The 24,313-nt window shown below is 63.3% G+C and carries 24 protein-coding genes, 1 tRNA gene and 1 riboswitch; of the genes, 14 read left to right on the forward strand and 11 right to left on the reverse strand.

Going from position 1 to position 24,313, the window contains the following annotated elements:
- Positions 1-36 precede the first annotated feature (36 nt).
- From NKJ75_RS12900 to NKJ75_RS12910, 3 genes are all read left to right on the forward strand, one after another.
- Positions 37-1,275, forward strand: a complete 1,239-nt coding sequence (locus tag NKJ75_RS12900) for a lipoprotein-releasing ABC transporter permease subunit (RefSeq protein ID WP_027050260.1) — start codon at positions 37-39, stop codon at positions 1,273-1,275.
- Entirely contained in the window at positions 1,272-1,955 is a 684-nt protein-coding gene (locus tag NKJ75_RS12905; RefSeq protein ID WP_023690966.1) for an ABC transporter ATP-binding protein, read from the forward strand. Before NKJ75_RS12900 ends, NKJ75_RS12905 begins: the two co-directional genes overlap by 4 nt.
- Positions 1,956-2,416: 461 nt before the next feature.
- Positions 2,417-3,667: a peptidase M50 gene (locus tag NKJ75_RS12910; protein WP_023700369.1), complete on the forward strand. Its 1,251-nt coding sequence runs from the start codon at positions 2,417-2,419 to the stop codon at positions 3,665-3,667.
- 19 nt (positions 3,668-3,686) lie between these two features.
- On the opposite strand, the gene lipB is transcribed toward NKJ75_RS12910, so the two are convergent.
- Positions 3,687-4,430, reverse strand: coding sequence for a lipoyl(octanoyl) transferase LipB (gene lipB / locus NKJ75_RS12915; RefSeq protein WP_023827341.1), 744 nt, complete (start codon positions 4,428-4,430; stop codon positions 3,687-3,689).
- Between the two features lie 337 nt (positions 4,431-4,767).
- Here lipB and NKJ75_RS12920 point away from each other — a divergent pair.
- Positions 4,768-4,852 (forward strand) — tRNA-Leu (locus NKJ75_RS12920).
- Between the two features lie 200 nt (positions 4,853-5,052).
- On the opposite strand, the gene NKJ75_RS12925 is transcribed toward NKJ75_RS12920, so the two are convergent.
- Together NKJ75_RS12925 and NKJ75_RS12930 are read right to left on the reverse strand one after the other, a co-directional pair.
- The gene (locus tag NKJ75_RS12925) at positions 5,053-5,286 is read right to left on the reverse strand and encodes a GcrA family cell cycle regulator (RefSeq protein WP_081727347.1); all 234 of its coding nucleotides are present in this window, start codon (positions 5,284-5,286) and stop codon (positions 5,053-5,055) included.
- A 234-nt stretch (positions 5,287-5,520) separates the two neighbouring features.
- A complete protein-coding gene (locus NKJ75_RS12930; protein ID WP_023714319.1) occupies positions 5,521-6,600 on the reverse strand; it encodes a sensor histidine kinase in 1,080 nt (359 codons plus the stop codon).
- Between the two features lie 400 nt (positions 6,601-7,000).
- On the opposite strand from NKJ75_RS12930, the gene NKJ75_RS12935 reads away from it, so the two are divergent.
- Complete coding sequence (locus NKJ75_RS12935) at positions 7,001-7,933, forward strand: TauD/TfdA dioxygenase family protein (protein WP_352499752.1); 933 nt, start codon at positions 7,001-7,003, stop codon at positions 7,931-7,933.
- A 36-nt stretch (positions 7,934-7,969) separates the two neighbouring features.
- Here NKJ75_RS12935 and sucD read toward each other — a convergent pair whose 3' ends face one another.
- The 5 genes from sucD to NKJ75_RS12960 all read right to left on the reverse strand — a co-directional run bounded on the left by sucD (position 7,970) and on the right by NKJ75_RS12960 (position 13,142).
- On the reverse strand, positions 7,970-8,869 hold the full coding sequence (gene sucD, locus NKJ75_RS12940; RefSeq protein WP_352499753.1) for a succinate--CoA ligase subunit alpha: 900 nt from the start codon (positions 8,867-8,869) through the stop codon (positions 7,970-7,972).
- Positions 8,870-8,997: 128 nt separating this feature from the next.
- A complete protein-coding gene (locus NKJ75_RS12945) occupies positions 8,998-10,182 on the reverse strand; it encodes a malate--CoA ligase subunit beta (protein ID WP_023805486.1) in 1,185 nt (394 codons plus the stop codon).
- Between the two features lie 18 nt (positions 10,183-10,200).
- Positions 10,201-11,175, reverse strand: a complete 975-nt coding sequence (locus NKJ75_RS12950) for an HpcH/HpaI aldolase/citrate lyase family protein (protein WP_023690973.1) — start codon at positions 11,173-11,175, stop codon at positions 10,201-10,203.
- Positions 11,176-11,185: 10 nt separating this feature from the next.
- Positions 11,186-12,376 (reverse strand): aminotransferase class V-fold PLP-dependent enzyme, encoded by a 1,191-nt coding sequence (locus tag NKJ75_RS12955; protein WP_352499754.1) that lies wholly within the window; start codon positions 12,374-12,376, stop codon positions 11,186-11,188.
- 145 nt (positions 12,377-12,521) lie between these two features.
- Entirely contained in the window at positions 12,522-13,142 is a 621-nt protein-coding gene (locus NKJ75_RS12960) for a response regulator transcription factor (protein ID WP_031203282.1), read from the reverse strand.
- Between the two features lie 312 nt (positions 13,143-13,454).
- Here NKJ75_RS12960 and mgtE point away from each other — a divergent pair, with 312 nt between their 5' ends.
- The 3 genes from mgtE to NKJ75_RS12975 all read left to right on the forward strand — a co-directional run bounded on the left by mgtE (position 13,455) and on the right by NKJ75_RS12975 (position 16,625).
- On the forward strand, positions 13,455-14,873 hold the full coding sequence (gene mgtE / locus NKJ75_RS12965; protein ID WP_023700365.1) for a magnesium transporter: 1,419 nt from the start codon (positions 13,455-13,457) through the stop codon (positions 14,871-14,873).
- A gap of 158 nt (positions 14,874-15,031) precedes the next feature.
- The gene (locus NKJ75_RS12970; protein WP_023685221.1) at positions 15,032-15,418 is read left to right on the forward strand and encodes a MerR family transcriptional regulator; all 387 of its coding nucleotides are present in this window, start codon (positions 15,032-15,034) and stop codon (positions 15,416-15,418) included.
- A gap of 301 nt (positions 15,419-15,719) precedes the next feature.
- Positions 15,720-16,625: an IS110 family RNA-guided transposase gene (locus NKJ75_RS12975; protein WP_352499755.1), complete on the forward strand. Its 906-nt coding sequence runs from the start codon at positions 15,720-15,722 to the stop codon at positions 16,623-16,625.
- Positions 16,626-16,833: 208 nt separating this feature from the next.
- Here the strand turns inward: NKJ75_RS12975 and NKJ75_RS12980 are convergent, their stop codons facing one another.
- Together NKJ75_RS12980 and NKJ75_RS12985 are read right to left on the reverse strand one after the other, a co-directional pair.
- On the reverse strand, positions 16,834-17,340 hold the full coding sequence (locus tag NKJ75_RS12980) for a methyltransferase family protein (protein WP_352499756.1): 507 nt from the start codon (positions 17,338-17,340) through the stop codon (positions 16,834-16,836).
- Positions 17,337-18,347 carry a heparan-alpha-glucosaminide N-acetyltransferase gene (locus NKJ75_RS12985; RefSeq protein ID WP_023690977.1) on the reverse strand — a complete coding sequence of 337 codons (1,011 nt, stop codon included), beginning with the start codon at positions 18,345-18,347 and terminating at the stop codon, positions 17,337-17,339. Before NKJ75_RS12985 ends, NKJ75_RS12980 begins: the two co-directional genes overlap by 4 nt.
- Positions 18,348-18,579: 232 nt before the next feature.
- Between NKJ75_RS12985 and NKJ75_RS12990 the strand changes: the two genes are divergently transcribed.
- Positions 18,580-19,779 carry an MFS transporter gene (locus NKJ75_RS12990; protein ID WP_352499757.1) on the forward strand — a complete coding sequence of 400 codons (1,200 nt, stop codon included), beginning with the start codon at positions 18,580-18,582 and terminating at the stop codon, positions 19,777-19,779.
- Positions 19,780-19,786: 7 nt separating this feature from the next.
- Here the strand turns inward: NKJ75_RS12990 and NKJ75_RS12995 are convergent, their stop codons facing one another.
- Positions 19,787-20,962 carry an aromatic ring-hydroxylating oxygenase subunit alpha gene (locus tag NKJ75_RS12995; protein WP_352499758.1) on the reverse strand — a complete coding sequence of 392 codons (1,176 nt, stop codon included), beginning with the start codon at positions 20,960-20,962 and terminating at the stop codon, positions 19,787-19,789.
- A gap of 134 nt (positions 20,963-21,096) precedes the next feature.
- Between NKJ75_RS12995 and NKJ75_RS13000 the strand changes: the two genes are divergently transcribed.
- The 5 genes from NKJ75_RS13000 to cobO all read left to right on the forward strand — a co-directional run bounded on the left by NKJ75_RS13000 (position 21,097) and on the right by cobO (position 24,209).
- Positions 21,097-21,789 (forward strand): gamma-glutamylcyclotransferase, encoded by a 693-nt coding sequence (locus tag NKJ75_RS13000; RefSeq protein ID WP_352499759.1) that lies wholly within the window; start codon positions 21,097-21,099, stop codon positions 21,787-21,789.
- Positions 21,790-21,856: 67 nt separating this feature from the next.
- A riboswitch (cobalamin riboswitch) is annotated at positions 21,857-22,053 on the forward strand.
- Between the two features lie 36 nt (positions 22,054-22,089).
- Complete coding sequence (locus NKJ75_RS13005; protein ID WP_023670784.1) at positions 22,090-22,269, forward strand: CbtB domain-containing protein; 180 nt, start codon at positions 22,090-22,092, stop codon at positions 22,267-22,269.
- 15 nt (positions 22,270-22,284) lie between these two features.
- The gene (locus NKJ75_RS13010) at positions 22,285-23,088 is read left to right on the forward strand and encodes a CbtA family protein (protein ID WP_352499760.1); all 804 of its coding nucleotides are present in this window, start codon (positions 22,285-22,287) and stop codon (positions 23,086-23,088) included.
- A complete protein-coding gene (gene cobU, locus NKJ75_RS13015) occupies positions 23,081-23,593 on the forward strand; it encodes a bifunctional adenosylcobinamide kinase/adenosylcobinamide-phosphate guanylyltransferase (RefSeq protein WP_023700360.1) in 513 nt (170 codons plus the stop codon). The genes NKJ75_RS13010 and cobU overlap by 8 nt, the downstream gene beginning before the upstream one ends.
- Before the next feature lies 1 nt (position 23,594).
- Positions 23,595-24,209, forward strand: a complete 615-nt coding sequence (cobO, locus tag NKJ75_RS13020; RefSeq protein ID WP_352499761.1) for a cob(I)yrinic acid a,c-diamide adenosyltransferase — start codon at positions 23,595-23,597, stop codon at positions 24,207-24,209.
- The last annotated feature ends 104 nt before the right edge of the window (positions 24,210-24,313 follow it).

The following is a 24,313-nucleotide window of genomic DNA, read 5'->3' on the forward strand; positions in this document are numbered from 1 at the left end:
CCGGTCACCAAGTCTCCGGTCGCCGGCCCGTTCTCCATGTTCGAACGCATGGTCGCCTGGCGTTATTTGCGGTCGCGCCGCAAGGAGACGGTGATCTCGGTCATCGCCTCGATCTCCTTCCTCGGCATCATGCTAGGCGTCGCCACGCTGATCGTCGTCATGGCTGTCATGAACGGGTTTCGAGCCGAACTTCTGACCCGCATCCTCGGCGTCAACGGCCATCTGATCGTGCAGCCGCTGGATTCGCCGCTTGAGGACTATGCGCAGGTCGCAGCCCGCATCAACGGCGTGGCCGGCGTCAAATACGCGATACCGCTGATCGACGGCCAGGTCCTGGCGCAAGGCAATGTCGGCGGCGGCATGGGCGCGCTGGTGCGCGGTATCAGGGCCGAAGACCTCGGCAAGATCGCCATCGTCGCCCAAAACGTCAAGCAAGGCACGCTTGACGGCTTCGACTCCGGCGATGGCGTCGCCATCGGCAAGCGCATGGCGGAGAATCTCGGCCTTGTGCTCGGCGACACCATCACGCTGATCTCGCCGGACGGCGATGTGACGCCGATGGGCACGACGCCGCGGCTGAAGGGCTACAAGGTGGCGGCGATCTTCGAGGTCGGCATGTCGGAGTATGACAGCTCCATCGTCTACATGCCGTTTTCCGAAGCGCAGCTCTATTTCAACATGGACGGCAGGGCGCAGACGATCGAGATCTATGTCGACAATCCCGATAATGTCGACGCGCTGAAACCGCTGGTGGATGCGGCGGCGCAACGGCCGATCGACATGGTCGACTGGCGCCAGCGCAACGAGACGTTCTTTTCAGCACTGCAGGTCGAGCGCAACGTCATGTTCATGATCCTGACGCTGATCGTGCTGGTGGCGGCGCTCAACATCATCTCCGGCCTGATCATGCTGGTGAAGGACAAGGGCCACGATATCGCCATCCTGCGCACAATGGGCGCCTCGCGCGGCGCCATCCTGCGCATCTTCCTGATGACGGGTGCTGCGATCGGCGTCACCGGCACGCTGGCCGGCGTGCTGCTCGGGGTGCTCATCTGCACCAACATCGAATCCATCCGCCAGTTCTTCTCCTGGATGACCGGCAAGGTGCTGTTCAATCCGGAACTCTATTTCCTCAGCCAGCTGCCGGCAAAGATGGACCCGCGCGAGACCACCTATGTCATCCTGATGGCGCTCGGCCTGTCCTTCCTGGCAACAGTGTTTCCGGCATGGCGCGCCGCACGGCTCGATCCGGTCGAGGCCTTGAGATACGAATGAAGTCCGAGATCATTATCGAGCTGAAGAGCGTCGAGCGGCACTATGTCCAGGGGCCGCGCAAGCTCACCATTTTGAACGGCGCCGACTTTTCGCTGAAACGCGGCGAGATGGTGGCGCTGGTGGCGCCGTCGGGCACCGGCAAGTCGACGCTGCTGCACACGGCGGGCCTGCTCGAGCGCCCCGACGCCGGCGACGTCATTCTGGCCGGCCGCGCCTGCGGACGGCTCTCCGACGACGAACGCACGGCAATCCGCCGCAACGATGTCGGCTTCGTCTATCAGTTCCATCATCTGCTGCCGGAGTTTTCGGCGCTCGAAAACATCATGATGCCGCAGCTGATCAAAGGGCTTTCGCGCAAGGAGTCGTCGGAGCGCGCAGCACAGCTGCTCGACTATATGCAGATCGGCAAGCGCGCGTCGCACCGTCCGTCGGAGCTGTCCGGCGGCGAACAGCAGCGCGTCGCCATCGCCCGTGCCGTCGCCAATGCGCCCTTGCTGCTTTTGGCCGACGAGCCGACCGGCAATCTCGACCCGGTCACCGCGTCCTATGTCTTCGAGGCGCTTGGCGCGCTGGTCAAGCAGTCCGGCCTTGCCGCGCTGATCGCGACCCACAATCACGAACTCGCCTCGCGCATGGACCGCCGGGTGACGTTGGCGGATGGCAAGGTCGTTCCGTTGTAGGCCCCAACTTCCTCATCCTAGGGTCTGCGCCGCGTCGCTGCGCTCCTTGCTCCGCCCTAGGATCACGAAGTGATTGGTGCGTGTCCCGATCGCAAAGGCATGGGATGCGCCCTGCGTCAGCACTGCCGTCACCCCGTCAACCTTTCCTTAACCCTGCCCAAACCGGCTGTCAGGATTCGTCGGCATGCCGCTTTCCGCTCATTGACTTTCGAACAAAGTTAGAACAAAATACGAACATATCAACAACAGGAGAGAGTTATGAGCGATCTTGTTCAGGACGTCGTTTCGTTGGTGTGCATGAGTGCGTTTCTGGTTTCCATGGCTGTCTGGATCGGCGCCATGTGATGCAACTGCGGTTCGCCGCACTGTTTTAGGCGGGCAGGAAGGCGCTGTGCCGTTAAGCCTTTCTTGCCGCCATGACGCTAGGCTGCCCCGCCAAGACAGGGAGCAAAAAACCTCAGGTGTCGCCGATCGTGACGGCCCTTCTCGTGGCCGGTAATCTCGGACTGATTTTCCTTCTGATGACCGCGCCGCTCGGTTTGCGCACGGTGCGGCTGAGCCGCGTGGTTGCGGTGGACCGGCAGCGCCTCTGGCAGGCGCTGTGGCCGCTCGGCAGCGATGCCGGCTGGTCCGGCGAGATACTCTCGGCCCAGCCGCTGGACGGGCAGGGCACGGCCCGCATCCTGCTGTCCTGGGAGGGCCGGGACGGCCAGCCGATCGAGCGAAGGTCGCGCTTCGAGGACGTCGTCGAAGGCAGTCGTTTTTCGATGCGGGTCATCGAGGATACCGCGCTCGACGCGTCGTTCTGGAAGGATTTTTATGAGACCACCGAACTCACCTCGGAAGGTGCCGGCACGCGGGTGACGCTCAGTCAGACCGATCGCTATCGCGGCGTCGCCTTCCTGGTGTTCCGCTACTTCGCCATGCGCCGCGAGCTCGGCAAGCTGGAGATCTGGGCGAGGACCGGACAGTATCGCAAGGGCGGCTGGTTCGAGCATCCGCTGAGCCAGGTCGGTTTCGCCGTTCTGTCGGCTTTCATCCTTTGGCCGTTCTTCGGGCTCAATCTCGGCGGCCTGGCGCTGGCCGCGATCCTGACCTCGGTGGTTGCCCTGCATGAGCTCGGCCACATGGCGGCCTTTCGGCTAACCGGTCATCGCAAGGCGCGGATGATCTTTATCCCGCTGCTCGGCGGCATCGCCATTGGCGGCCGGCCTTATGACAGCCGCTTCGAGGTCGCCTTCGTGGCGCTGATGGGCGCTGGTTTTTCCGCGTTCCTGGTACCGCTGCTGATCGTCGCCAGCGGGCTCGCATCCGGCGAGGGACATCGGCTCGCCGCGGCCCTTCTGGCGACGCTTGCCGGCTTTGCCGCGCTGTTCAACATCGCCAATCTGGTGCCGGTGTGGAAATTCGACGGCGGTCAGGTGCTGCGCCAGATCTGCCCGGGGCCGGTCGCCCTGGCGCTCGCCTCGTTTTCCCTGCTCTCGGCCTTGCTATGGCTTGGCTGGCTGGCCGGCTTTTCCCAAAGCTTTCTGCTGGTGGCGGGCGCCGTCTTTGCCATCCTCAGCCTGATGACAGTGGGTAGCGGGGTAAAACCGCGCCACGAATTGAAGCCGATCCGCATCTTCGACCGTTTCGCCATGGCCGGCGCGCTGCTGGCCGTCTTCGCCATTCACGGTTTCGGGCTGTTGTGGGCCTCGGCGCGGTTGCTTTGAGCGTTGGTCAAGGCGAGACTCAGCCGGCCTTGCGAGCCGGTTCTGCAGAAGTTGACTCCGCTGCCCCGAAAACATCCTCGAAGGCGGATTTCAGCGCCAGGTCGAAATCGCCCATGGTCACGGGCAGGCCGAGGTCGACGAGGCTGGTGACGCCGTGATCCGGCACGCCGCATGGCACGATGCCGCTGAAATGGCTGAGATCCGGCTCGACATTGACGGCAATGCCATGAAAGCTCACCCAGCGCCGCAGCCGGATGCCGATGGCCGCGATCTTGTCTTCAGCCGGCGAGCCGTCGGGCAGGGACGGGCGCTCGGGCCGCACCACCCAGACTCCGACGCGGTCCTCGCGGCGTTCGCCGCGCACATTGAAGGCGGCAAGCGTGCCGATGATCCACTGCTCGAGCGCGGCGACGAAGGCGCGCACATCCTCGCGCCGGCGCTTCAGGTCAAGCATGACATAGGCAACCCGCTGCCCCGGCCCGTGATAGGTGTATTCGCCGCCGCGCCCCGCGGCAAAGACCGGGAAACGGTCGGGGTCGATCAAGCCCTCGATGCGGGCGCTGGTGCCGGCGGTGTAAAGCGGCGGATGCTCGACCAGCCAGACCATCTCGGCGGCCGCACCCGTGCGGATCGCCTCGGCGCGCGCTTCCATCAGGGCCAGCGCATCGGTGTAGCCGGTCAGGCCAGGCTCGATGCGCCATTCGACCGGCGCTGACCCGGGCAAGGGCAGGAACGACGTGGCGATCTGGCTGCGTTCGGTCATGGCTTTTCGTTTTTCGCGTGACGCACGCCGGCTTGGCGAAACCGGCTTGCGCTCTGGGGCCAAATGCATTTGCCCTTCATATGGCGGTATCCGGCTGAAACGTCCAGTTCGCCACGCATTTCGGCCTTCGCGCACGACCCCGAAGATAGGAACGATCTTCGGAAAGGATCATGCGCCAAATCAAAGTGCTGCAGCGTCCTTTGCGCGTCCCACAGGACGCGCGGCGCTGTAGAGGCCGATATGCCAATTTGCGGCGATTATTGCGCGCCGCGCCCTTGTTTCGCCGGAAACGATTTGCTACACGCCGCGAGCCGGTTCGTTCCGGCTCCTACCACGGGCGGTCGTGGCGGAATTGGTAGACGCGCAGCGTTGAGGTCGCTGTGGGGCAACCCGTGGAAGTTCGAGTCTTCTCGACCGCACCATAATTTTTCGGCCATTGAAATCATTGCGGCTTCTCAGGCCGTCGACGCCAGATCATCGCCTTTGGCGCTTGAACCGGCCGCAGCAGAGTTGCAACAGGAGGTCGCAGAGCCGCACGCGAACGCCGTTTGGCTCGCACCGGCCAGCCTCCTGCACCCGAGTCCCCGGCTTTGCCGGTGGCGGGGCAGGGGATGTGGGTGACCTAAGCGGCGCGTCGTTGCGGGAAATGGAGACCCGGACGGGCTCGACGAGGGTCAACGGCCGTCACGACGGTGTGGTGGTGATCGCAGTAGACGCGATCCGGCGACGTCGGCCCGGCACAAAAACGGTAACCACCGGGTACCAACCGGTCTTCGCTCACCGGGAAGCGGCACTGGTTGAGGCCTAGCTGAATGAGGGGGACGTCTCTCGACGCTGGTCTGATATTTTCACGCATGATGGTTTTCAATTTCCTGGTTCATAGCCATTGCCGGCTGACGACCGCGGTGCGACCCGTCGGAGCTAGCTTCTCTCGTTTGGAGGGCTGTGGACCACATATGGTGCTGATCGCACCGTCAAAGAAGCCCGGCGCCCCGCTTCTGCAGCCAAATCGTTTGCGACTTAAGGCCACACCCGCGAGCGCCCGAAGCACCTGTCCGGCCGGGATTTGTCGGCGCGTCGTTACATAGCCTCAGTCCGTCGCCGCCGATCGCTTGAAGACGATGGTGACCTTGGTTCCCTCGCCGGCACTCGACTTGACGTCGAATTGCGCCTTGGCATTTTCGGTCAGCGACCGCGCGATCAGGGAGCCGAGCTTGCCTGGCCTGGGCCAGGTCTCACCCGTCGGCAGACCGATTCCATCATCGGCGACAGTCACCCGGCAACCATCGCCGCTGACGACGCTGTGCAGCGTGATCGTGCCGCCGTCGCGCCCGACGAATGCATGTTTGAGAGCGTTGGTCAGCAACTCATTGACGACCAGGCCTGTCGGCATGGCAACGTTGATGGATACCGGATAGGTATCCACCTTAAGGTCGAGGCGGATACCTTCGACTGCGTGCGACGCCATGACGGCGGACGCGATCTGGCTAAGATACACGCCAAGATCCACCTCATCCTTCTGCTGGTCAGCCGACAATGTCTGGTAGAGGATTGCCAATGCGTCTACCCGGCCGGCAAGCCTTTCGAAACGCTTCTGGTCCGGTTCGGTGGCGTTGCGGGTTTCCATCCGGATCAAAGCGGTGATCATCTGCAGATTGTTTTTCACCCGGTGCTGCAGTTCGCGCAACAGGGTGTCCTTCTCCCGGATGAGTTCCTCCGCGGGTCGCGGGTCCTCGGTCTCGCCGTGTGCCGTGACGTCGACAAGCGCCACCAGCCGGAAGCAGAGCTTGCCGTTGTCGTCCTCGATAACGTTGGAATAAACGTCGACGATTGCCGGCTTGTCCTCGCCGCGCTCAAGACGAAATGTGCCGACGAAATCGGTGTCTTCAACGACAGCCTCGGCGAGCGGCCTGTCCTTCTGCCGATGAAGCCCCCTGCCGGAAAGGGCCGCCCAGTTTTCCCGCGCAAGCTTCGGCGCCTTGAGGTCCGAGAGCTTCTCGAATTCGGGATTGGCGTAGACGACACGTTCCTTCGCGATCAATTCAGAGACGGCGATCGCGATCGGCATCTGGTCGAGAAATTTCTTGAACTGGTCGCTTTCCAGCGCGGTGGCGAGGTCAGGCGTATCGAGCAATTGCTCGACAGCGTCAGCCTTATCGGAGTCTGTCATCTCGGCGCCTGCGTGATGCGTGGAAGCCATCAATATCAGGCATGCAATTCACCCGCCATCTCCAATATCGAAGGGGATACGACAGCGTCACTACTGGTGCGGGCCGCGTCGCGCAGCGCTCCACCGCCTGCCGCTCACGAACGAATTGGACAGAAGGCATTTTTCTCAGGGCCGCCGAACTTTGAAAAGAAATGTCTATGGAATTTGTAGAATTACGCTTTGAATGGGATCTCGGTACTGCTCGCCAGCCTTGGCGGCCTTCGCCTCCTGAGTTGAGATCAGTGCTCTCGTTACCAAGCAAGTCGGCTCCCGATGAGGGAGTTGCTCCGCCGATCGCTATGCGGCCGGCAGACGGCGGAGCATTGCCAGCAGCCCCGCGGCTTTAGAGGAAGAGGTTCCCATGACCAGACTTACCCCCGTAGAGCAGATCATCCCGGATACCGATATTGTCCCGCTTACCGGACGCGTCGGCGCAGAGATCAGGAACATTCGGCTCTCCGGCGACCTGCCGCAGCAGACGGTCGCGGCGATCAACCAGATCCTGTTGCGGCACAAGGTGGTGTTCTTCCGCGACCAGGCGCATCTCGACGATGCCGGGCAGGAGCGCTTTGCCCAGTGTCTCGGCGACCTCGTCCCGCATCCGACCCAAGGTCCCGTCAAGGGAACGGCGTCCATTCTCGAACTCGATTCCAGCCGTGGCGGCGGTCGCGCCGACCAATGGCATACCGATGTCACCTTCGTCGACGCCTATCCGAAATTCTCCGTTCTTCGCGGCGTCGTCATACCGCCGGCCGGCGGCGACACCATCTGGTCGAACACCGCGGCCGCCTACCAGGACCTGCCCGAGCCGTTGAAGCTGCTGGCCGACAATCTCTGGGCGGTGCACAGCAACGCCTACGATTACGCCGCGGTGCGGCCGCGTGCGAGTGCTGCGGAAAAGAAGCACTTCGAGGAAATCTTCACCTCGACGATCTACGAGACCGAGCATCCCGTCGTCCGCGTCCATCCCGAAACAGGCGAGCGCACGCTGCTGCTCGGCAATTTCGTGCAACGGCTGATCGGCCTTTCCAAAAGCGATTCGGCGAAGCTTTACGAGGTTTTCCAGTCCTATGTCACCGCGCCGGAGAACACCGTGCGCTGGCGCTGGAAGGCCGGCGATGTGGCGATCTGGGACAACCGCGCGACGCAGCACTACGCCGTCAACGACTATGGCGACCAGCACCGGGTGGTGCGTCGCGCCACGGTCGACGGCGACGTTCCGGTCAGCGTCGACGGCCGCCGCAGCGCCACCCGCACCAAGGTCGCGAAGCCGGCAGCCGACAAGGCTGCCTGAGGTTCGGGCTGGCGCAGTCGGACTCGGGGGCTGCTGTCACGCCGCCTTCTTCATCCCCGCAAGCGTATCCGCCACCACCTCGCCGAACGAGGACGGCGTCGGCACGATGATCACCCCGGCGTCTTTCAGGATTTCGACCTTTTCCTGCGCAGACTCGCCGAAGGCCGAGATGATGGCGCCGGCGTGGCCCATGCGGCGGCCTTTCGGGGCGGAGAGGCCGGCGATGTACGCGATGAGCGGCTTCCTCATGTTGTCGCGCGCCCAGATCGCGGCTTCGGCTTCCTGCGGTCCGCCGATCTCGCCGATCATCACCACGGCGTCGGTGTCGTCATCCTGTTCGAACAGTTTCAGCACGTCCTTGAAGGAGGAGCCGTTGATCGGGTCGCCGCCGATGCCGACGCTGGTCGAGACGCCGATGCCGAGCGACTTCATCTGCGACGCCGCCTCGTAGCCCAGGGTTCCCGAGCGGCCGACAATGCCGACGCGGCCGGGGAGGTAGATGCTGCCGGGCATGATGCCCATCAGCGCCTGTCCGGGCGTGATGACGCCGGCGCAGTTCGGGCCGATCAGCCGCATGCGGTCCTCGTAGCGGTAGCGCAGCATGTAGCGCTTGACCTGCATCATGTCCTGCGACGGGATGCCGTCGGTGATGCAGACGCAGAGTTTAATGCCGGCGTCCGCCGCTTCCATGATCGAATCGGCGGCAAAGGGCGGCGGCACGAAGACGATGCTGGCCTCGGCGCGGGTCTCGCGCACCGCGCCCTTGACCGTGTTGAAGACAGGCAGGCCGAGATGCTTCTGGCCGCCTTTGCCGGGGGTGACGCCGCCGACCAGCTTGGTGCCATAGCGTTTCATGTCGTCGGCATGGAAGCTGCCGATCTTGCCGGTGAACCCCTGGACGATGACGCGGGTGCTGCGGTTGAGCAGGATTGCCATTTTCTCGACCTCCCTAGAGCATGATGCCGAAAAGTGTGAAGCGGTTTTCGGACGACATCATGCTCCATCTGTTTGATTTTAGAGACGGATTCAGATTTCAGGTCGATTCGACCTGAAATCATCCGGCTCTAGGCTGCTTTTTTCTTGGTGGCCGAGCGCCATGCGGCGACGGCTTTTTCGGCGGCTTCTGCAAGCGTGCCGGCAACGATCACCGCCTCGCCGGAATCAGCCAGGATGCGGCGGCCTTCCTCGGCCCTGGTGCCGGAGAGACGGACCACCAGCGGCACGTTGACGCCGACCTCGCGGATCGCCTTGATGACGCCTTCGGCGACCCAGTCGCAGCGGTTGATGCCGGCGAAGATGTTGACCAGGATGGTCTCGACATTCTTGTCGCCGAGCACGGCGCGGAAGGATTTCGCCACCCGCTCGGGCGAGGCGCCGCCACCGATGTCGAGGAAGTTGGCCGGTTCGCCGCCGGCGATCTTGATCATGTCCATGGTCGCCATGGCGAGCCCTGCGCCATTGATGATGCAGCCGATGTTGCCGTCGAGGCCGACATAGGAGAGGCCACGGTCGCTGGCGAAGGTTTCGCGCGGATCTTCCTGGCTCTTGTCGCGCAGCTCGGAGATTTCCGGCCGTCGGAACAGCGCGTTCTCGTCGAACGACATCTTGGCGTCGAGCGCGATCAGATTGCCGTCGCGGGTCACCACCAGCGGATTGATCTCCAGCATCGAGGCGTCGTAGTCGCGGAACACCCGGTAGCAGCTGAAGATGGTCTCGGTCGCCTTGCCGATCAGATTGTGGTCGAGGCCGAGCCCGAAGGCGATTTCGCGCGCCTGGAAACGCTGCATGCCGACGCCGGGATCGACCGATGTGCGCAGGATGGAGTTCGGCGCCTTTTCGACGATGTCCTCGATCTCCATGCCGCCGGCAGCCGAAGCCACGATCATGACGCGCTCTTCCTTGCGGTCGAGGACGAAGCCGACATAGAGCTCCTGCGCTATGTCGACGGCTTCCTCGAGATAGAGGCGCGAAATCAGCTTGCCGCGCGGGCCGGTCTGCTGTGTCACCAGCTTGCGGCCGAGCATGGCTTCGGCGGCGTCGGAGATTTCCTCGTCATTGGCGCATAGCTTGATGCCGCCGGCCTTGCCGCGGGCGCCGGAATGCACCTGCGCCTTCAGCACCCATTTGCTGCCGCCGATCTCGCGCGCCCTGTAGGTTGCCTGCTCGGGGCTGTAGGCCAGCCCGCCGCGCGGCACATGCACGCCGTGGCGTGCCAGCAGTTCCTTGGCCTGATATTCGTGGATGTCCATTTTGTCCTCCCTGAACGGTCAATGCGTGGCGACGCGCGGCTCACTAGAGAATTGACCGGCGCGTTCGATTGCCTCGTTGACCACCAGAACATTGCGCGCCATGCGTTCCGACGCTGCGTCGATCATCTTGCCGTCGAGTGCGGCTGCTCCCTTGCCCTGCGCCTCCGCCTCCTTCAGCACTTCGAGGATGCGCCTGGCGCGCGTCACCTCTTTTTCCGGTGGCGAGAAGACGTCGTTGGCTAGCGCGATCTGCGAGGGATGGATTGCCCATTTGCCTTCGATGCCAAGGGCGGCGGCGCGCCTGGCGCCGGCGATGTAGCCCTCCGGATCGGAGAAGTCGCCGAACGGCCCGTCAATCGCGCGCAAGCCATAGGCGCGGCAGGCGACGGTCATCCGCGACAGAGCGAAATGCCACTGATCGCCGGGATAGTCGGGGTTGAGGCCGCCGATGTTGACCGTGCGCGCCTTGCAGCTTGCCGCATAATCGGCGACGCCAAAATGCATGGCTTCCAGCCGGCCGGGTGTCGCGGCAATCGCCTCGACATTGGCCATGCCGAGCGCGGTCTCGATCAGCGCTTCGAGGCCGACGCGGGTCCTGAAACCCTTTGCCATCTCAATCTGGTTGACCATGGCCTCGACCATGTAGAGGTCAGCCGGCACGCCGACCTTCGGCACCAAAATGGTGTCCAGCCGGTCACCGGCCTGTTCCATGACGTCGACCACGTCGCGATACATGTAATGGGTGTCGAGGCCGTTGATGCGCACCGAGACGGTCTTGCCCTTGGCGCGCCAGTCGATGTCGTTGAGCGCCTGGATGATGTTCTTGCGGGCGCGCTCCTTGTCGGGTGGGGCAACGGCGTCCTCGATGTCGAGGAAGATGAAGTCGGCGGCGCTGTTGGCCGCCTTGTCGATCATTTCCGGGCTGGAGCCGGGAACCGCCAGCTCGCTGCGCTGCAGGCGGAGTTTCTTCAGGTGGTTGATGGTGTGGCTCATCGTCGGCTCCTCAGGCGGCTTCGGCGACCGGCACGGCGGCCGAGGCGCGGAAGTGCTGGATGGCGGCGCCGACGCCCGAGCCCGGCGCCAGCCGTACGCCGCAGTCGAGCAGCGCCATTTCGGCGGCCGAGAGCGAGGCCAGCACCATCACCTCGTTCAGCCAGCCGAGATGGCCGATGCGGAAGACTTTGCCGATCACCTTGTTGAGGCCGCCGCCGAGCGAGGTCTGGTATTTCTGGTAGGCGCGCTTGACCACATCGCCGCTGTCGACGCCGTCCGGCACCAGGATGGCGCTGACGGTGTCGGAGTGCCATTTCGGCGCCTTGGCGCAGAGCTTCAGGCCCCAGGCGTCGACCGCCTTGCGCACGCCTTCGGCGAGGCGATGGTGGCGGGCGAAGATGTTTTCCAGCCCTTCCTCGGCGATCAGGTCGAGCGAGGCGCGCAGGCCGCGCAGCAGCTGCGTAGCCGGCGTATAGGGGAAGTAGCCGGCATCGTTGGCGCGGATCATATCTTCGAAGGAGAAGAAACAGCGGCGGTGGGTGGCGCTCCGCGAGGCGACCAGCGCCTTCTTGCTGACGGAGAGGAAACCGAGGCCGGCGGGCAGCATGAAACCCTTCTGCGAGCCGCTAACCGCGCAATCGACGCCCCATTCCTCCTGGCGAAAGTCGATCGAGCCGATCGACGAGACGCCGTCGACGAAGAGCAAAGCAGGGTGGTTGGCGTCATCGAGCGCGGCGCGGCAGCCGGCGACGTCGCTGGTCACGCCGGTCGCGGTCTCGTTTTGGGTGCAGAAGACTGCCTTGATGCGGTGCGCCTTGTCGGCCCTGAGCCGCTCGGCATAGAGCTCGAGCGGCACGCCGGTTCCCCATTCGCAGTCGATGACATCGACCTCGAAGCCGAGCCGTTCGGCCATGTCGACCCACAGATGCGAGAACTGGCCGAAGCGCGACATCAGCACGCGGTCACCGGGGCTGAGCACATTGGTCATCGCCGCTTCCCACGCGCCGGTGCCGGAGGAGGGGTAGATGAAGACGCGGCCGGTCTCGTTCTTGAACACCGTCTTGATGTCTTCGAACAGCGGTAGCGTGAGATCGGGGAAGGATGCTGCACGCATGTCTTCCATCGGCAGGTTCATCGCCTGCCGGACCTGTTCGGGGATGTTGGTCGGTCCGGGAATGAAAAGATGGATGAAACCGGCCATGTCGCGAACTCCTCCTGATCCAGCAAAGCGGTGAGGGGAGTTTCGTCTCGACGGCTAATGGCAACAACACCTCAAGGGGTAACATCTTGCCGCGCGCGGGTGGGGGTTGCCTACCCGGGTGACCTACCCGCGGCCAGTCGCTCGCCTACCCCAACGGCTGCTTCTGGGTACGCCTCTCCCGCGCGTAGAGCGCGACTGCCATCGCCCGGTTGCGGACGTCGAGCTTGTCGTAGAGATTCTTGAGGTGGTATTTCACCGTGTTCTCCGAAATCCCGGTGCGCGTCGCGATCTGCAGATTGGTCCAGCCGTCGGACAGCACCGCCAGCAGCTCGCGCTCGCGCACGGTGAGCAGCGACAAGGGTGTGTCGTTGACCTTGTTGATGTCGATGTAGGGGATGCAGATGCGGCCATGCGCGACGGCCAGGATGGTCTCGAAGATGATCGCCGGATCGTCGAACTGGAAGCAGTAGCCCTGGGCGCCGAGCCGCACGCACTGCTTCAGGATGCCGATGTCGTGGTCGTTGGAAAACACCGCGATGCGCACGCCCAGCTTGCGGCTGTGAACCTCGGCCAGCACATCGGCGCCGTCCATGTCGGAGAGCTTCCAGCCGATAACGGCGACGTCGAATTCCGCTTCGGCTGCCAATTCCAGAAAATGCCTGCCGCTTTGCACGCAGGCCCTGAGATCGAAGCGCCCGTCGCAGTCCAGCATGTCGCGCAGCGCCGATATGACGAGCGGATTGCGTTCGGCGACGACCACGCGCACGCGCCGTTCCTCGATTGCCTTCTGCGTCTGTGACCTGATCTTCAAGGGCTTCCGGCTGTTCTGGTTCCTGGCCTGGGCGGGTCCGGCAGATGGCAGGACCTGCATCATGACAATTCTGCCCCAACCGTGCTCGGGTGCTCTTTCCCCAGCGACATGTGCTGTCGCGCCGCCTGAATCCTGGGCGGCGTCATATCCTGATGAAATCACTCTCGCCCATATGCAGGGCGGGGCGCATTTCGTTTGATATTCCCGTGCGTTGCGCGCTAGACCTGACAGGCACCTTTTCCGAAATTCCCATGGCGGGAGCCGCTGGTGGAACGCCAGGACGACCAGAAGACCGGCGCCAAAGCCGCTGACGATGCCCACGCCGACATCTATGGCGAGGACGGCGCCGTCCTGTCATCATTCCTCGCCCAGATCGGGGCGGCGATCGCCGATCGCGATACGCTGACGCTGAAGCGCGAAGTCGACGACCTGCACCAGTCGGAACTTGGCGATCTGCTCGAGGCACTGCACCCCGAACAGCGTCGCGCCCTTGTCGAACTGCTCGGCGCCGACTTCGACTTCTCGTCGCTGACCGAGGTCGACGAGGCGATCCGCCGCGATATCGTCGACAATATGCCCAATGAGCAAATTGCCCAGGGCATGCAGGACCTCGATTCCGACGACGCGGTCTACATTCTCGAAGACCTTGAAAAGGAAGACCAGGACGAGATCCTGTCGCAGCTGCCGTTCACCGAGCGGATCAGGCTGCGCCGCTCGCTCGACTACCCGGAAGAGACCGCCGGTCGCCGCATGCAGACCGAATTTGTCGCCGTGCCGCCGTTCTGGACCATAGGCCAGACCATCGACTACATGCGCGAAGACAAGAACCTGCCCGAGCGCTTCAGCCAGATCTTCGTCATCGATCCAAGCTTCAAGTTGCTCGGCGCCATCGACCTCGACCAGATCCTGCGCACCAAGCGCACGACCAAGGTCGGAGACGTGATGCACGAGACGAGGCACGCCATTCCGGCCACCATGGACCAGGAAGAGGCGGCGCGGGACTTCGAGCAATACGATCTTCTGTCCGCCGCCGTCGTCGACGAGAACGAGCGGCTGGTCGGCGTGCTGACCATCGACGACGTCGTCGACGTCATCCAGCAGGAGGCCGAGGAAGATCTGCTGCGCATGGGCGGCGTCGGCGACGAAGAGTTGTCCGACAGCATTCTTTCGACCTCGCGCTCGCGCGTGCCCTGGCTGCTGGTCAACCTGTTGACGGCGTTCCTCGCGGCTTCGGTGATCGGCCTGTTCGACCGCACCATCGAGCACATCGTGGCACTGGCCGTGCTGATGCCGATCGTGGCCGGCATGGGCGGCAATGCCGGCTCGCAGACCATGACCGTCACGGTGCGCGCGCTGGCGACCAGGGATCTCGACATCTACAATGCCGGCCGCATCATCCGCCGCGAAATGGGCGTGGGTTCCATTAACGGCATCATCTTCGCCGTGCTGATCGGCATCGTCGCGGCCGTCTGGTTCCGCGATCCCAATCTGGGCGGCATCATAGCGGCGGCGATGATCATCAATATGTTCGTGGCAGCCCTTGCCGGTATCCTGATCCCGCTATTGCTCGACCGGTTCAAGATCGACCCGGCGGTGGCGTCGGCGGTTTTCGTCACTACGGTCACCGACGTCGTTGGCTTCTTTGCCTTCCTCGGGCTGGCCACCTGGTGGTTCGCTATCCCTTGAGAAAGAGGCGTTGCGGGTTCAATTGACTTTTACGTAAATGTGGTGCGAGGCTTGCGCGGGGTTTCATGCCGAGTCCGGCTTGGAACGGGGTTGATCGGAATGCGTTGGAAATCCCGGGCGACCGGGCGTTTTCCGATGTTCCGACATTTGGAGCAAAGATGCGGGAATATTATTCGATCACCGAACTGACCCGCGAATTCGACGTGTCGACGCGGACGCTGCGCTTCTATGAGGACGAGGGGCTGGTGCAACCGGTCCGGCGGGGCCGCACAAGGCTGTTTCGCCCATCTGACCGGCATCTGATCCGTCAGATCATGCGCGGAAAACGGCTCGGCTTCTCGATCAACGAGATCCGCGAAATCATCCAGATGTACAAGGAACCGCCCGGCGAGGTCGGTCAACTCAACCTGATGATCAAGCGCATCGAGGAAAAGCGCGAGGATTTGCGCCAGAAGCGCCGCGATCTCGAGGAGACGCTGGCGGAGCTCGACCAGGCGGAGGAGTCTTGCGTCGAGCGGCTGGTGGAGTTGGGGGTAAATACCTGAGCGGATCGTCGAGCGTTTGCGCGCCCGTCGCAAACGGTCGCGATTAGCGGAGGCCTTCCACACTTCGTCATTCTAGGGCGAAGCAGGAGCGAAGCTCCGTCGCGGAGACCCTAGAATCCTGTGTGTTGTTCCCATGCTATGTTTGGGGTGGGAAGGAGACCGACAGGATCCTGGTCGTCCTTTTTGAGGACAGGCCGTGGCATGGCTCGGTCCCTTCCCACCGGTGAACCATCAACCTGAACAGTTGCACGGGGCTGTTCCAAGCAGACCCCGCACCACAGGAAGAGGCGTGGACATGATAATGCAGAACTATGTCGGTTGCGACATCTCAAAGCAGTGGCTGGACTTTTTTGATGAGGCAAGCGGTCAATACCATCGCATCGACAATCAGGCCGATGCGATCGCTGCCTATGTGGCAGGCCTGCATCCCAGTCGAGACTTCGTCGTCATGGAGGCGACAGGCGTTCATGACCGCCTGCTGCGTCATGCGCTGGCCAAGGCCGGCGTGCCGTTCTCGCGGCACAATCCGGCGCACACCCACCACTATGCGAAGTCGACGAGACGGCGCGCCAAGACCGACCGTCTCGATGCCAGGATGCTGAGCGACTATGGCCGCCGCTATCACCCGGAAGCCGAGCCGGCACCGCGCGAAGAAGGCGAACACCTTCAATCGCTTGCCCGCCTTCGCGACCAAATGGTCGAGATCAGGGCAACGTTGAAGAAACAGCGCAGCGAAGCCTTCGGCGCGATTGTCATCGCCGAAATCGAAGAGCTGATCGCTACCTTCAATGTCCGCATCAAGGGTATCGAGGGGCAGATCGCCCAAGCCATTACCCAAGCCGAGGACATGGCCCGCGACAACGCGCTGATGATCTCCGTACCCGGCGTCTCCAAGATCACTTCGTTCTCGCTGCTGGCACACCTGCCCGAGCTCGGCCAACACTCACCCAAGTCGATCGCGGCACTCGCCGGCCTTGCTCCCTTCGACAACAAGAGCGGCAAGCTCAATCGCAGGAGCCAGATCCAGGGTGGTCGATCACGCGTACGTCGCGCACTCTACATGGCAGCGCTCGGCGCCATCCGGGCTTGTGAGCGCTTCAGAACTTTCTACACCGCCATCGCAGCCCCGCTCAGGTTCCAAGAAACTCGCCATCATCGCCGTCGCAAGAAAGCTTCTCGTCGTCCTCAACGCCATCATTCGCGATAAAAAAGCATTCGCATGAACACAGTTGCCATTCCGTGACATCGGTCGTGGAGTGCAGCGGTAGCGAATTCTGGACCATAGCAACGCTCTGGAGTCGCGGCATGGATCCTCGGGTCTGTGCTGCGTCGCTACGCTCCTTGCTCCGCCCGTGGATGACGAAGAGACGGATGCGCCAGCTAATCGCCAAGGTATACACCCCTGCCACGCCGCCTCAGATCCAGCGCCTGACCCGCTTCGCATAGTCGCGGTACTTCTTGCCGAATTTGGCGAACAGCACCTTCTCCTCGCTCTCGATGGCGACCTTCTGCGTTGCAAATGCCGCGATCAAAGCCAGCGGCAGGAACCATACGATCCCCGAGACGAAGGCGACGCCGATCAAAAGCAGCGTGTTGGCCAGATACATCGGGTTGCGCGTGACGCCGAACGGGCCAGACGTCACCAGATGCTCCGGCACGCCATTGGGGTTCATCGTCGTTTTGGCCCGGATCATGGTGCGGATAGCGGTGAACCAGAGGGCTGCGACGGCAAACAGCACCACAAAGCCGGCGGCAAACAAAAGGTCGCCCAAGAGGTCGCCGATCCAGGGCAGGGGATAGAACAGGCCGAGCACGATGCTGATGGCGATGGCGGCGATGTAGATCAGTGGCGGCCACGGGATCAGCCGTGGTCTCGGTAGATCGGGTTTTGCCAGCCGGGGTTTTGCCAGCTTGTCAGTCATTGTTGCCCTCCCTGCGTCATCGGACTCTCCTCCGTCCTTGCGGTGCAGATGCCGGCGAGTTCACCGAGATGCGCTTTGAACTCCGGGGTCTGGTCGCCATTGTAGAGCCGGTCGAATGCCGCTTCGCTTTGCAGCGTGTCCAGCATGCACACACAATAGCTGGTGCAGAACTCCGTGTCGCGCTGCTGTTCGCAAGATACCTGGCATTCCTTGAGGAAGATCACTTCCCTTGTTTCGACGGGCGCCGGCGCAATCTGCGAGAACAGCCAGACGCAGCCGAACAGCAGCGGCTGGTGGATCAGGTAGAAAGCCAGGCTGTGGCGGCCGATGAAGGTGAGCGGCCTGGTCCAGCTTCCTGATCCCAGCGTGGCCAGCCGCGCCAGCAGGCCAGTGGTGGACGCAAACTTTGCCGCGGCGATGCCGAGAAGCACGGCGCCGAACCAGGGAAACAGCGGCACGTAATCATTGGAGCGCGGGTTGATCGCCGACAGGCCGACCCACCACAGCGCCGGATGATCGAAGGCTTCGGATCGGAGATAGAGGGGGACTGCGATCACCACCGCCGCCACGACCAGCGTCAGCCAGGAAGGCAGCCGCAGAAACAAAAGGCCGAGCAAGCTGGCCAGCGCGATCTGATGCAGGATGCCGAAGAAGATGAAGCTGTCCGGCGTGATGAAGTACGTGACCGCCGATATAGCGGCGGCCGCGACGGCGACCATGGCAAAACGTTTCCAGAAGCCGGTCCAGCGGATCTGCCTGCCATGAGCGAGAAACAGGCTGACGCCGACCAGGAACAGGAAGGTCGAGGCGATGCAGCGCGCATAGATCTTCCACCAGCCGACGGCGGTGAGGCCGGGGTCGGTGTAGTGGAAATTTTCGAGATCCCAGGTGAAGTGGTAGCTCGCCATGGCGATCAGCGCGATGCCGCGTACGACATCGATGGCGACGATGCGCTTCGGTTGATCTCGCTTCAGTTGATCTCCAGGGGGTGCGGTATGGATGCTCATGGTCTCGCGATCTGATTCAGCCCCAAAGACGACTATCACGGTTGCACCGGACAAAAGAAGGCCGCCCTCTACGCTCCGGGTCATGCCGTGCGGCTGCATCGGGCGGCGCTTTAGGCCAGAGCCGGAAAGCCTTTGGCCGAATTTGCTTTTTGCCGGGAAGGGGTCGGTTTCCTGTTACCGGCGGAGGAAGCGCCAGCGCAGATTTGGGCTGCGAGTCTGATTTGGGGATCAAATGTCCACCCATGTGCGCCATCCGATCTGGCTGCCAGCCCTGCGTCCGGCGGATGCGCGCACCTTCGCCTCGCTCTATGCGGTCGAATCCTTCGCCCGCGCCACGGTATCGAGCGTCATCCCGATCCAGGCTTATGAGATTCTGCACAACGAGCAGATCGTCTCGATCCTCTACACCATCGTGGCGCTGCTCGGCCTGTCGGTGACCTTGTTCATGCCGATGTTGATCCGCAGGTTTGCCCGGCGCTGGGTCTATACCGCCGGCGCCTGCCTGCTGGCGATAGGCTCTCTGTTCTTCGTCACCCACACGCTTGCCGGGCAACTGACAGGCATGCTGTGCCGCGTCATGGGGGCGAGCGCCCTGTCGATCACGCTCAACCTCTACATCATGGACCACATCCGCAAGACCGATTTCATGCAGGCCGAATCGCTGCGCATGGCGTGGTCGATGCTGGCCTGGACCGGCGGGCCGACACTCGGCATCTTCCTCTACACACGCTACGGCATCTATGCCGCGCATGGCGCGGTCGCGGTGTTTGCGTTGGCCTTGCTGGCGCTGTTCTGGACCTACAGGCTGGGCGACAACCGGTCGATCCGGCCGGGCAAGACACGGCCGGCCAATCCGCTGGCCAATATCGGCCGCTTCGTAGCACAACCCAGGCTCAGGCTGGCCTGGCTGATCGCCTTCGGCCGCTCCTGCTTCTGGACGACGTTCTTCGTCTACGGGTCGCTGTTCATGGTGATTACCGGCGAGGGCAAGCTTGCCGGCGGCCTGCTGGTTTCGGCCGGCAATGCGCTGTTGTTCATGGCGATCTTCTGGGGCAAAGCGGGAAAACGCTTCGGCGGCCGGCGCACCATGACCTTCGCCTATTTCGCGATGTCGGCGACGCTGCTTGCGGCGGGCGCGGTCGGCACTACCGCGCCGCTGCTTACGGGCTTTTTCCTGCTCTGCGGCGCCTTCTTCACCATCGCGCTCGATGCACTGGGCTCGACCGCCTTCATGCGCTCGGTGCGGTCCTATGAGCGGGCGCAGATGGCCGCGGTCTACCGCACCTATCTCGACTTTTCCGAGCTGACGCCGCCGCTGGTCTATTCGGTGGTGCTGGCGTTTTTCGGCCTCGGCTCGGTGTTCGTGACGCTGGGCATTCTGGCCGCGGTTTGCGGCTTTATCACCTGGCGCTATCTGCCAAAGTCGCTTTAGTCGCCGATCAGGCGGTTGCCTCAAGCGCTGCATGCCGCTCGCGCACCCAGTTGTGGAAGCGGTGCAGATCGTACTCCTCCGGCATCAGCACGCCGGCCTGGTGGCGCATCGAGCGCAGGCCTTTCTGGTTGATCTCGCAGATCGCGGCATCCTCCTCCAGCACCTGGGTGCCGAAGGCGACGACATTGTCGATGTCCGTCCCAGCCAGCGCCTCGGGCGCGAACAGCCACTCGGCGGTGAGTTCGGTCTGTTCGGGACCGAGCGGCATCAGTCGCACCGTCCTGACATAATCGACATGGCCGACGATGAACATCGAGGGCAGGCTGGTGGCATAGGTCTGTCCGGCCGCACGCTCGGCCGGCGACAGGCCCGGGAAGACCGGGCCATGGGCATGTCCGTCGCGCGACCAGGTCTCGGCGCCGGCGCGCAGGCCACCCGAAAACTCCGGTGCGTCATTGTCGGCATGGCGGACCCAGTCGGGGTCGTCGTGCCGGCTCATCAGGCCGCGGCCGTATATCGGCACCAGCCGAGACAGGTCCTTGTGGACGCCTGGGCAATGCAGGCACTCGTTGAAGTTCTCCCAGAAGATTTTCCAGTTGCAGTTCATCACCTTGCGCAGGACATGGCCTGATACCAGCGTTTCCAGCGGCCAGTTGGCGAGGTCGCCGGATGCGGGATCGAAGGAGGTCTCGGCGGAGCCGGCCGTCGCCTGCTGAAGGTTCACAAAGACAAAGCCGCGCCACACCGACAGCGCCACCCGGTAGAGCGGATGATCTGCCTTGTCGAAACCTTCGGGCAGAGATTTCGAGGGAACGCGCACGAGATCGCCGCGCAGCGAGTAGGACCAGGCGTGGTAGGGGCAAGTGATGAGCCGCGCTTTCAGCCGGCCCTCGCTTTCCTGGCAAAGCTGCGAGCCGCGATGCCGGCAGGTGTTGTGGAAGGCGCGCAACTCGCCGGTCTCGTCACGCAGCACGACGATTTCCTGCGTGCCGACGCGGAATGTCCTGAATGCCAAAGGCTGGGCAAGATCGGCCTCGCGGCAGACGAGCAGCCAGCTTTTGTACCAGATGGCGTCGAGATCGCGCTGGTAAGCCTCGCTATTCCAATAGGCCGATGACGGTAGCGTCGGTTCGGCCCGGCTCAGGCCGTTATAAGGGTCGCGCTCGCTCGGGTTGGGATGCATGGCTGGCTTCCTATGAAGCGTCAGCCGACACCCCGGCAAATCGTTTGTCAATCAGAGTGCCGCATTGCCGGTTGCAAGCGCGGCGCATAATCATGTCGTGGACATGGGACATTCGGAATTGGGGGGATTCGGACGTGGCCGCACGACAGATGTCGCTTACGCCGGAGCTGGTCGCGCTCTGCTGGCGCGAGATCAGGGACCCCGGGCCTGATCCGGGCGCGATGCATCTCGATGAAGCCGACTATGACGCGCTTCTGGATGAATTGCAGGTCGAACTCCCGGATAGCGAACCGCTATGGCTGTTCGGCTATGGATCGCTGATCTGGAAACCGGAAATAGATTATGTCGAGGACCGCGTTGCGCTGGCGCGCGGCTGGCATCGGTCCTTTTGCATGAACATGACGCGCTGGCGCGGCACCAAGGACAGCCCCGGCCTGATGATGGCGCTGGACCGTGGCGGACAATGCAAGGGCGTCGCCTTTCGGCTGACCGACAATAACCGGCGCGAGCAGTTGGGCCGGCTTTTCCGGCGCGAAGTCACGCTGAAGCCGACAAGCTACCGGCCGCGCATGCTGAAGCTTGCAAGCGAGGCCGGACCGCTCAGGGCATTGGCCTTCGTGATCAACCGCAACGGCCTGACCTATTCCGGCCCGCTCGACGAAGGCAAGATCGTCGAAAGGCTGGCCACGTCCTGCGGGCACTGGGGATCGGGCGCCGACTATCTCTACAACACGGTGAAAAACCTTGAAGAGCGCGGCATTCACGATCGCCATCTGTGGCGGCTGCAGCGGCTGGTTGCCGAGCGGATCACCGCGTTGAACCCGTAACGCCGCATGGCGCATTCGCGCTGTTCGCCGGCGGAATTTGGTTTGCCGGATGCGGCCGTTTCAGCCTATAGTCATGCATGTCGTCGGTTCCGTTAGGGACCAAGAGGGAATGCGGTGAGGGCTGACTTGTTGGCCCAATGCCGTGGCTGCCCCCGCAACTGTGTGCGGTAGTCCTCTCCAAGCCACTGAGGATTTTTTCTTCGGGAAGGTGGGGAAGGGCGCTGATCCGCGAGCCAGGAGACCTGCCGGCGACAGGGAACTGACTTCGATGCCCTCGGGTGGAGGGCGAAAGGACAAGATATGAATACCGCTTCCGTCTCCCTCGGCGCTTCCGTCTCCTCGCAGTCGCGCTTCATGCAGCTCGTGCTTAGCGCGTTTCTGGGGATTTTCGTCGTCGGCGTTGTCGGTTTCTCGCACATCGATGCGGTCCACAATGCGGCGCACGACTATCGCCATTCGATGGCGTTTCCCTGCCACTGACGAGGATCTGACATCATGAACCTGTTTCGCAACGTCGTGTTCATCGCGGCGATCGCAGGGCTCGTGGCCGGTGTCGCTCTCGCCTGCATGCAGGCCTACGCCACCGTGCCGCTGATCCTCAAGGCGGAGGTCTACGAAAAGGCTGGTGGCGGCCATGAGCATGAGCATGCCGCGGCGCCCGCCGCCAACGCTGCGGACACCAATGCCATGAGCACCGCCGCGCCGGCGGAAAATGCCGTGAGCAGCGCAGCCCCGGCTGAAGCAGCCGCGCCGGCGGAGGACGAAGGCTGGGCGCCGGCCGACGGCTTCGAGCGCTTCGCCTTCAGTGTCGTCGCCAATATCGTCACCGGCATCGGCTTCGCGCTGGTCCTGGTGGCGGTTTCCGAGTTCGCCGGCGGCATCGGCAGCTGGCGCCAGGGCGTGTTCTGGGGTCTGGCCGGCTTTGCCGTGTTCACGCTGGCGCCGGGACTCGGCCTACCGCCGGAACTGCCGGCAATGCCGGCGGCCGATCTCATGCAGCGCCAGATCTGGTGGTGGGCAACGGTGATGGCAACGGCGATCGGTCTTGCCCTTATCACCTTCCGCACGTCGGCGCCCCTGACCGTGCTCGCCGTCGTCCTGATCGTCGCCCCGCATATTGTCGGCGCGCCGCAGCCTGACAGTTTTGTAACGCCGATCCCGGAGGGCCTGCATCATCAGTTCGTGGTGGCGGTGACGCTGACCAATCTGGTGTTCTGGGTGGTGCTCGGCGCAGTTGTCGGCATAGTGCGCGCGCGCTTCACCGGCACCGCGACCAGCCTGCGCGACAGCTTTGCCTGATCGCAGTTTGACCTTCATCATCGGCGGTGCGCGCTCCGGCAAGAGCGTGCATGCCGAAAGTTTGGCGACGGCGTTGCCGCCGCCATGGGCTTATATCGCCACCGCGCAAGCCTATGACGGCGAAATGCGCGAGCGCATCGCGCAGCACCGCTCGCGCCGCGGCGAGGGGTGGGCGACCATCGACGCCCCGCTTGATCTTGCCGGTGCACTTGAGGCGCTGCCGGACAACCAGCCGGTGCTTGTCGACTGCCTGACGCTGTGGCTGACCAATCATATGCTGGCCGATCATGATCTAGAGGGGGAGTGCCGGCGGCTGGCCGATGTGCTTTCGCGGCCGCGCGGACCGTGGTTCGTGGTCTCCAACGAAGTCGGACAAGGCATCGTGCCCGACAATGCGCTGGCACGCCGGTTCCGCGATGCCGCCGGCCGGCTCAACCAGCAGATCGCGGTCGTAGCTGATATGGTGCTTCTGATGGTGGCGGGGCTGCCGCTCAAGGTGAAATGAGATGACCGATATCGACACAAAAGACGAAGAGCGCCATCGCGCCAAGATGGCCAAGCGCAAGTCGGTGCAGGACGCCGAGGTCGCGGAAAAGACGGTCAAGAAGGGGCTGCTGATCGTCAACACCGGACCCGGCAAGGGCAAGACCACGGCTGCCTTCGGGCTGGCGCTGCGCATGCTCGGCTATGGCAAGCGCGTCGGAATCGTCCAGTTCATCAAGGGCAAATGGCACACCGGCGAAAAGGATGCCTTCGCGGCGTTTGGCGGCCGCGTCGTCTGGCACACGATGGGCGAGGGTTTCACTTGGGAGACGCAGGATCTGAAGCGCGACATTAAGGCGGCCGAAGCCGCCTGGGCCAAGGCACTGGAGTTGATCGCCGATCCCTCGATCAGCCTCGTCGTGCTGGACGAACTAAACATCGCGCTGCGTTACGACTATCTCGATCTCGACAGAGTGGTGGCGGCGCTGAAAGCGCGGCGCGAAGGTCTGCATGTCGTCGTCACCGGCCGCAACGCCAAGCCGGCGCTGGTCGAGGCGGCGGATCTGGTGACGGAGATGGGCGTGACCAAGCATCATTTTTCGGCCGGCGTGAAGGCACAGCAGGGGATTGAGTTTTGAGGGATTTCGTACCCTCCCCCTTGTGGGGGGGGGGGGTTAGCCAGCAGGGGGGGGGGGGGGGGGGGCGGTTGGGGGCGGGGCCCCCCCCCCGGGGGGTGCCCGCC

This window comes from Mesorhizobium sp. M0058, assembly GCF_040323095.1.
GTDB lineage: Bacteria > Pseudomonadota > Alphaproteobacteria > Rhizobiales > Rhizobiaceae > Mesorhizobium.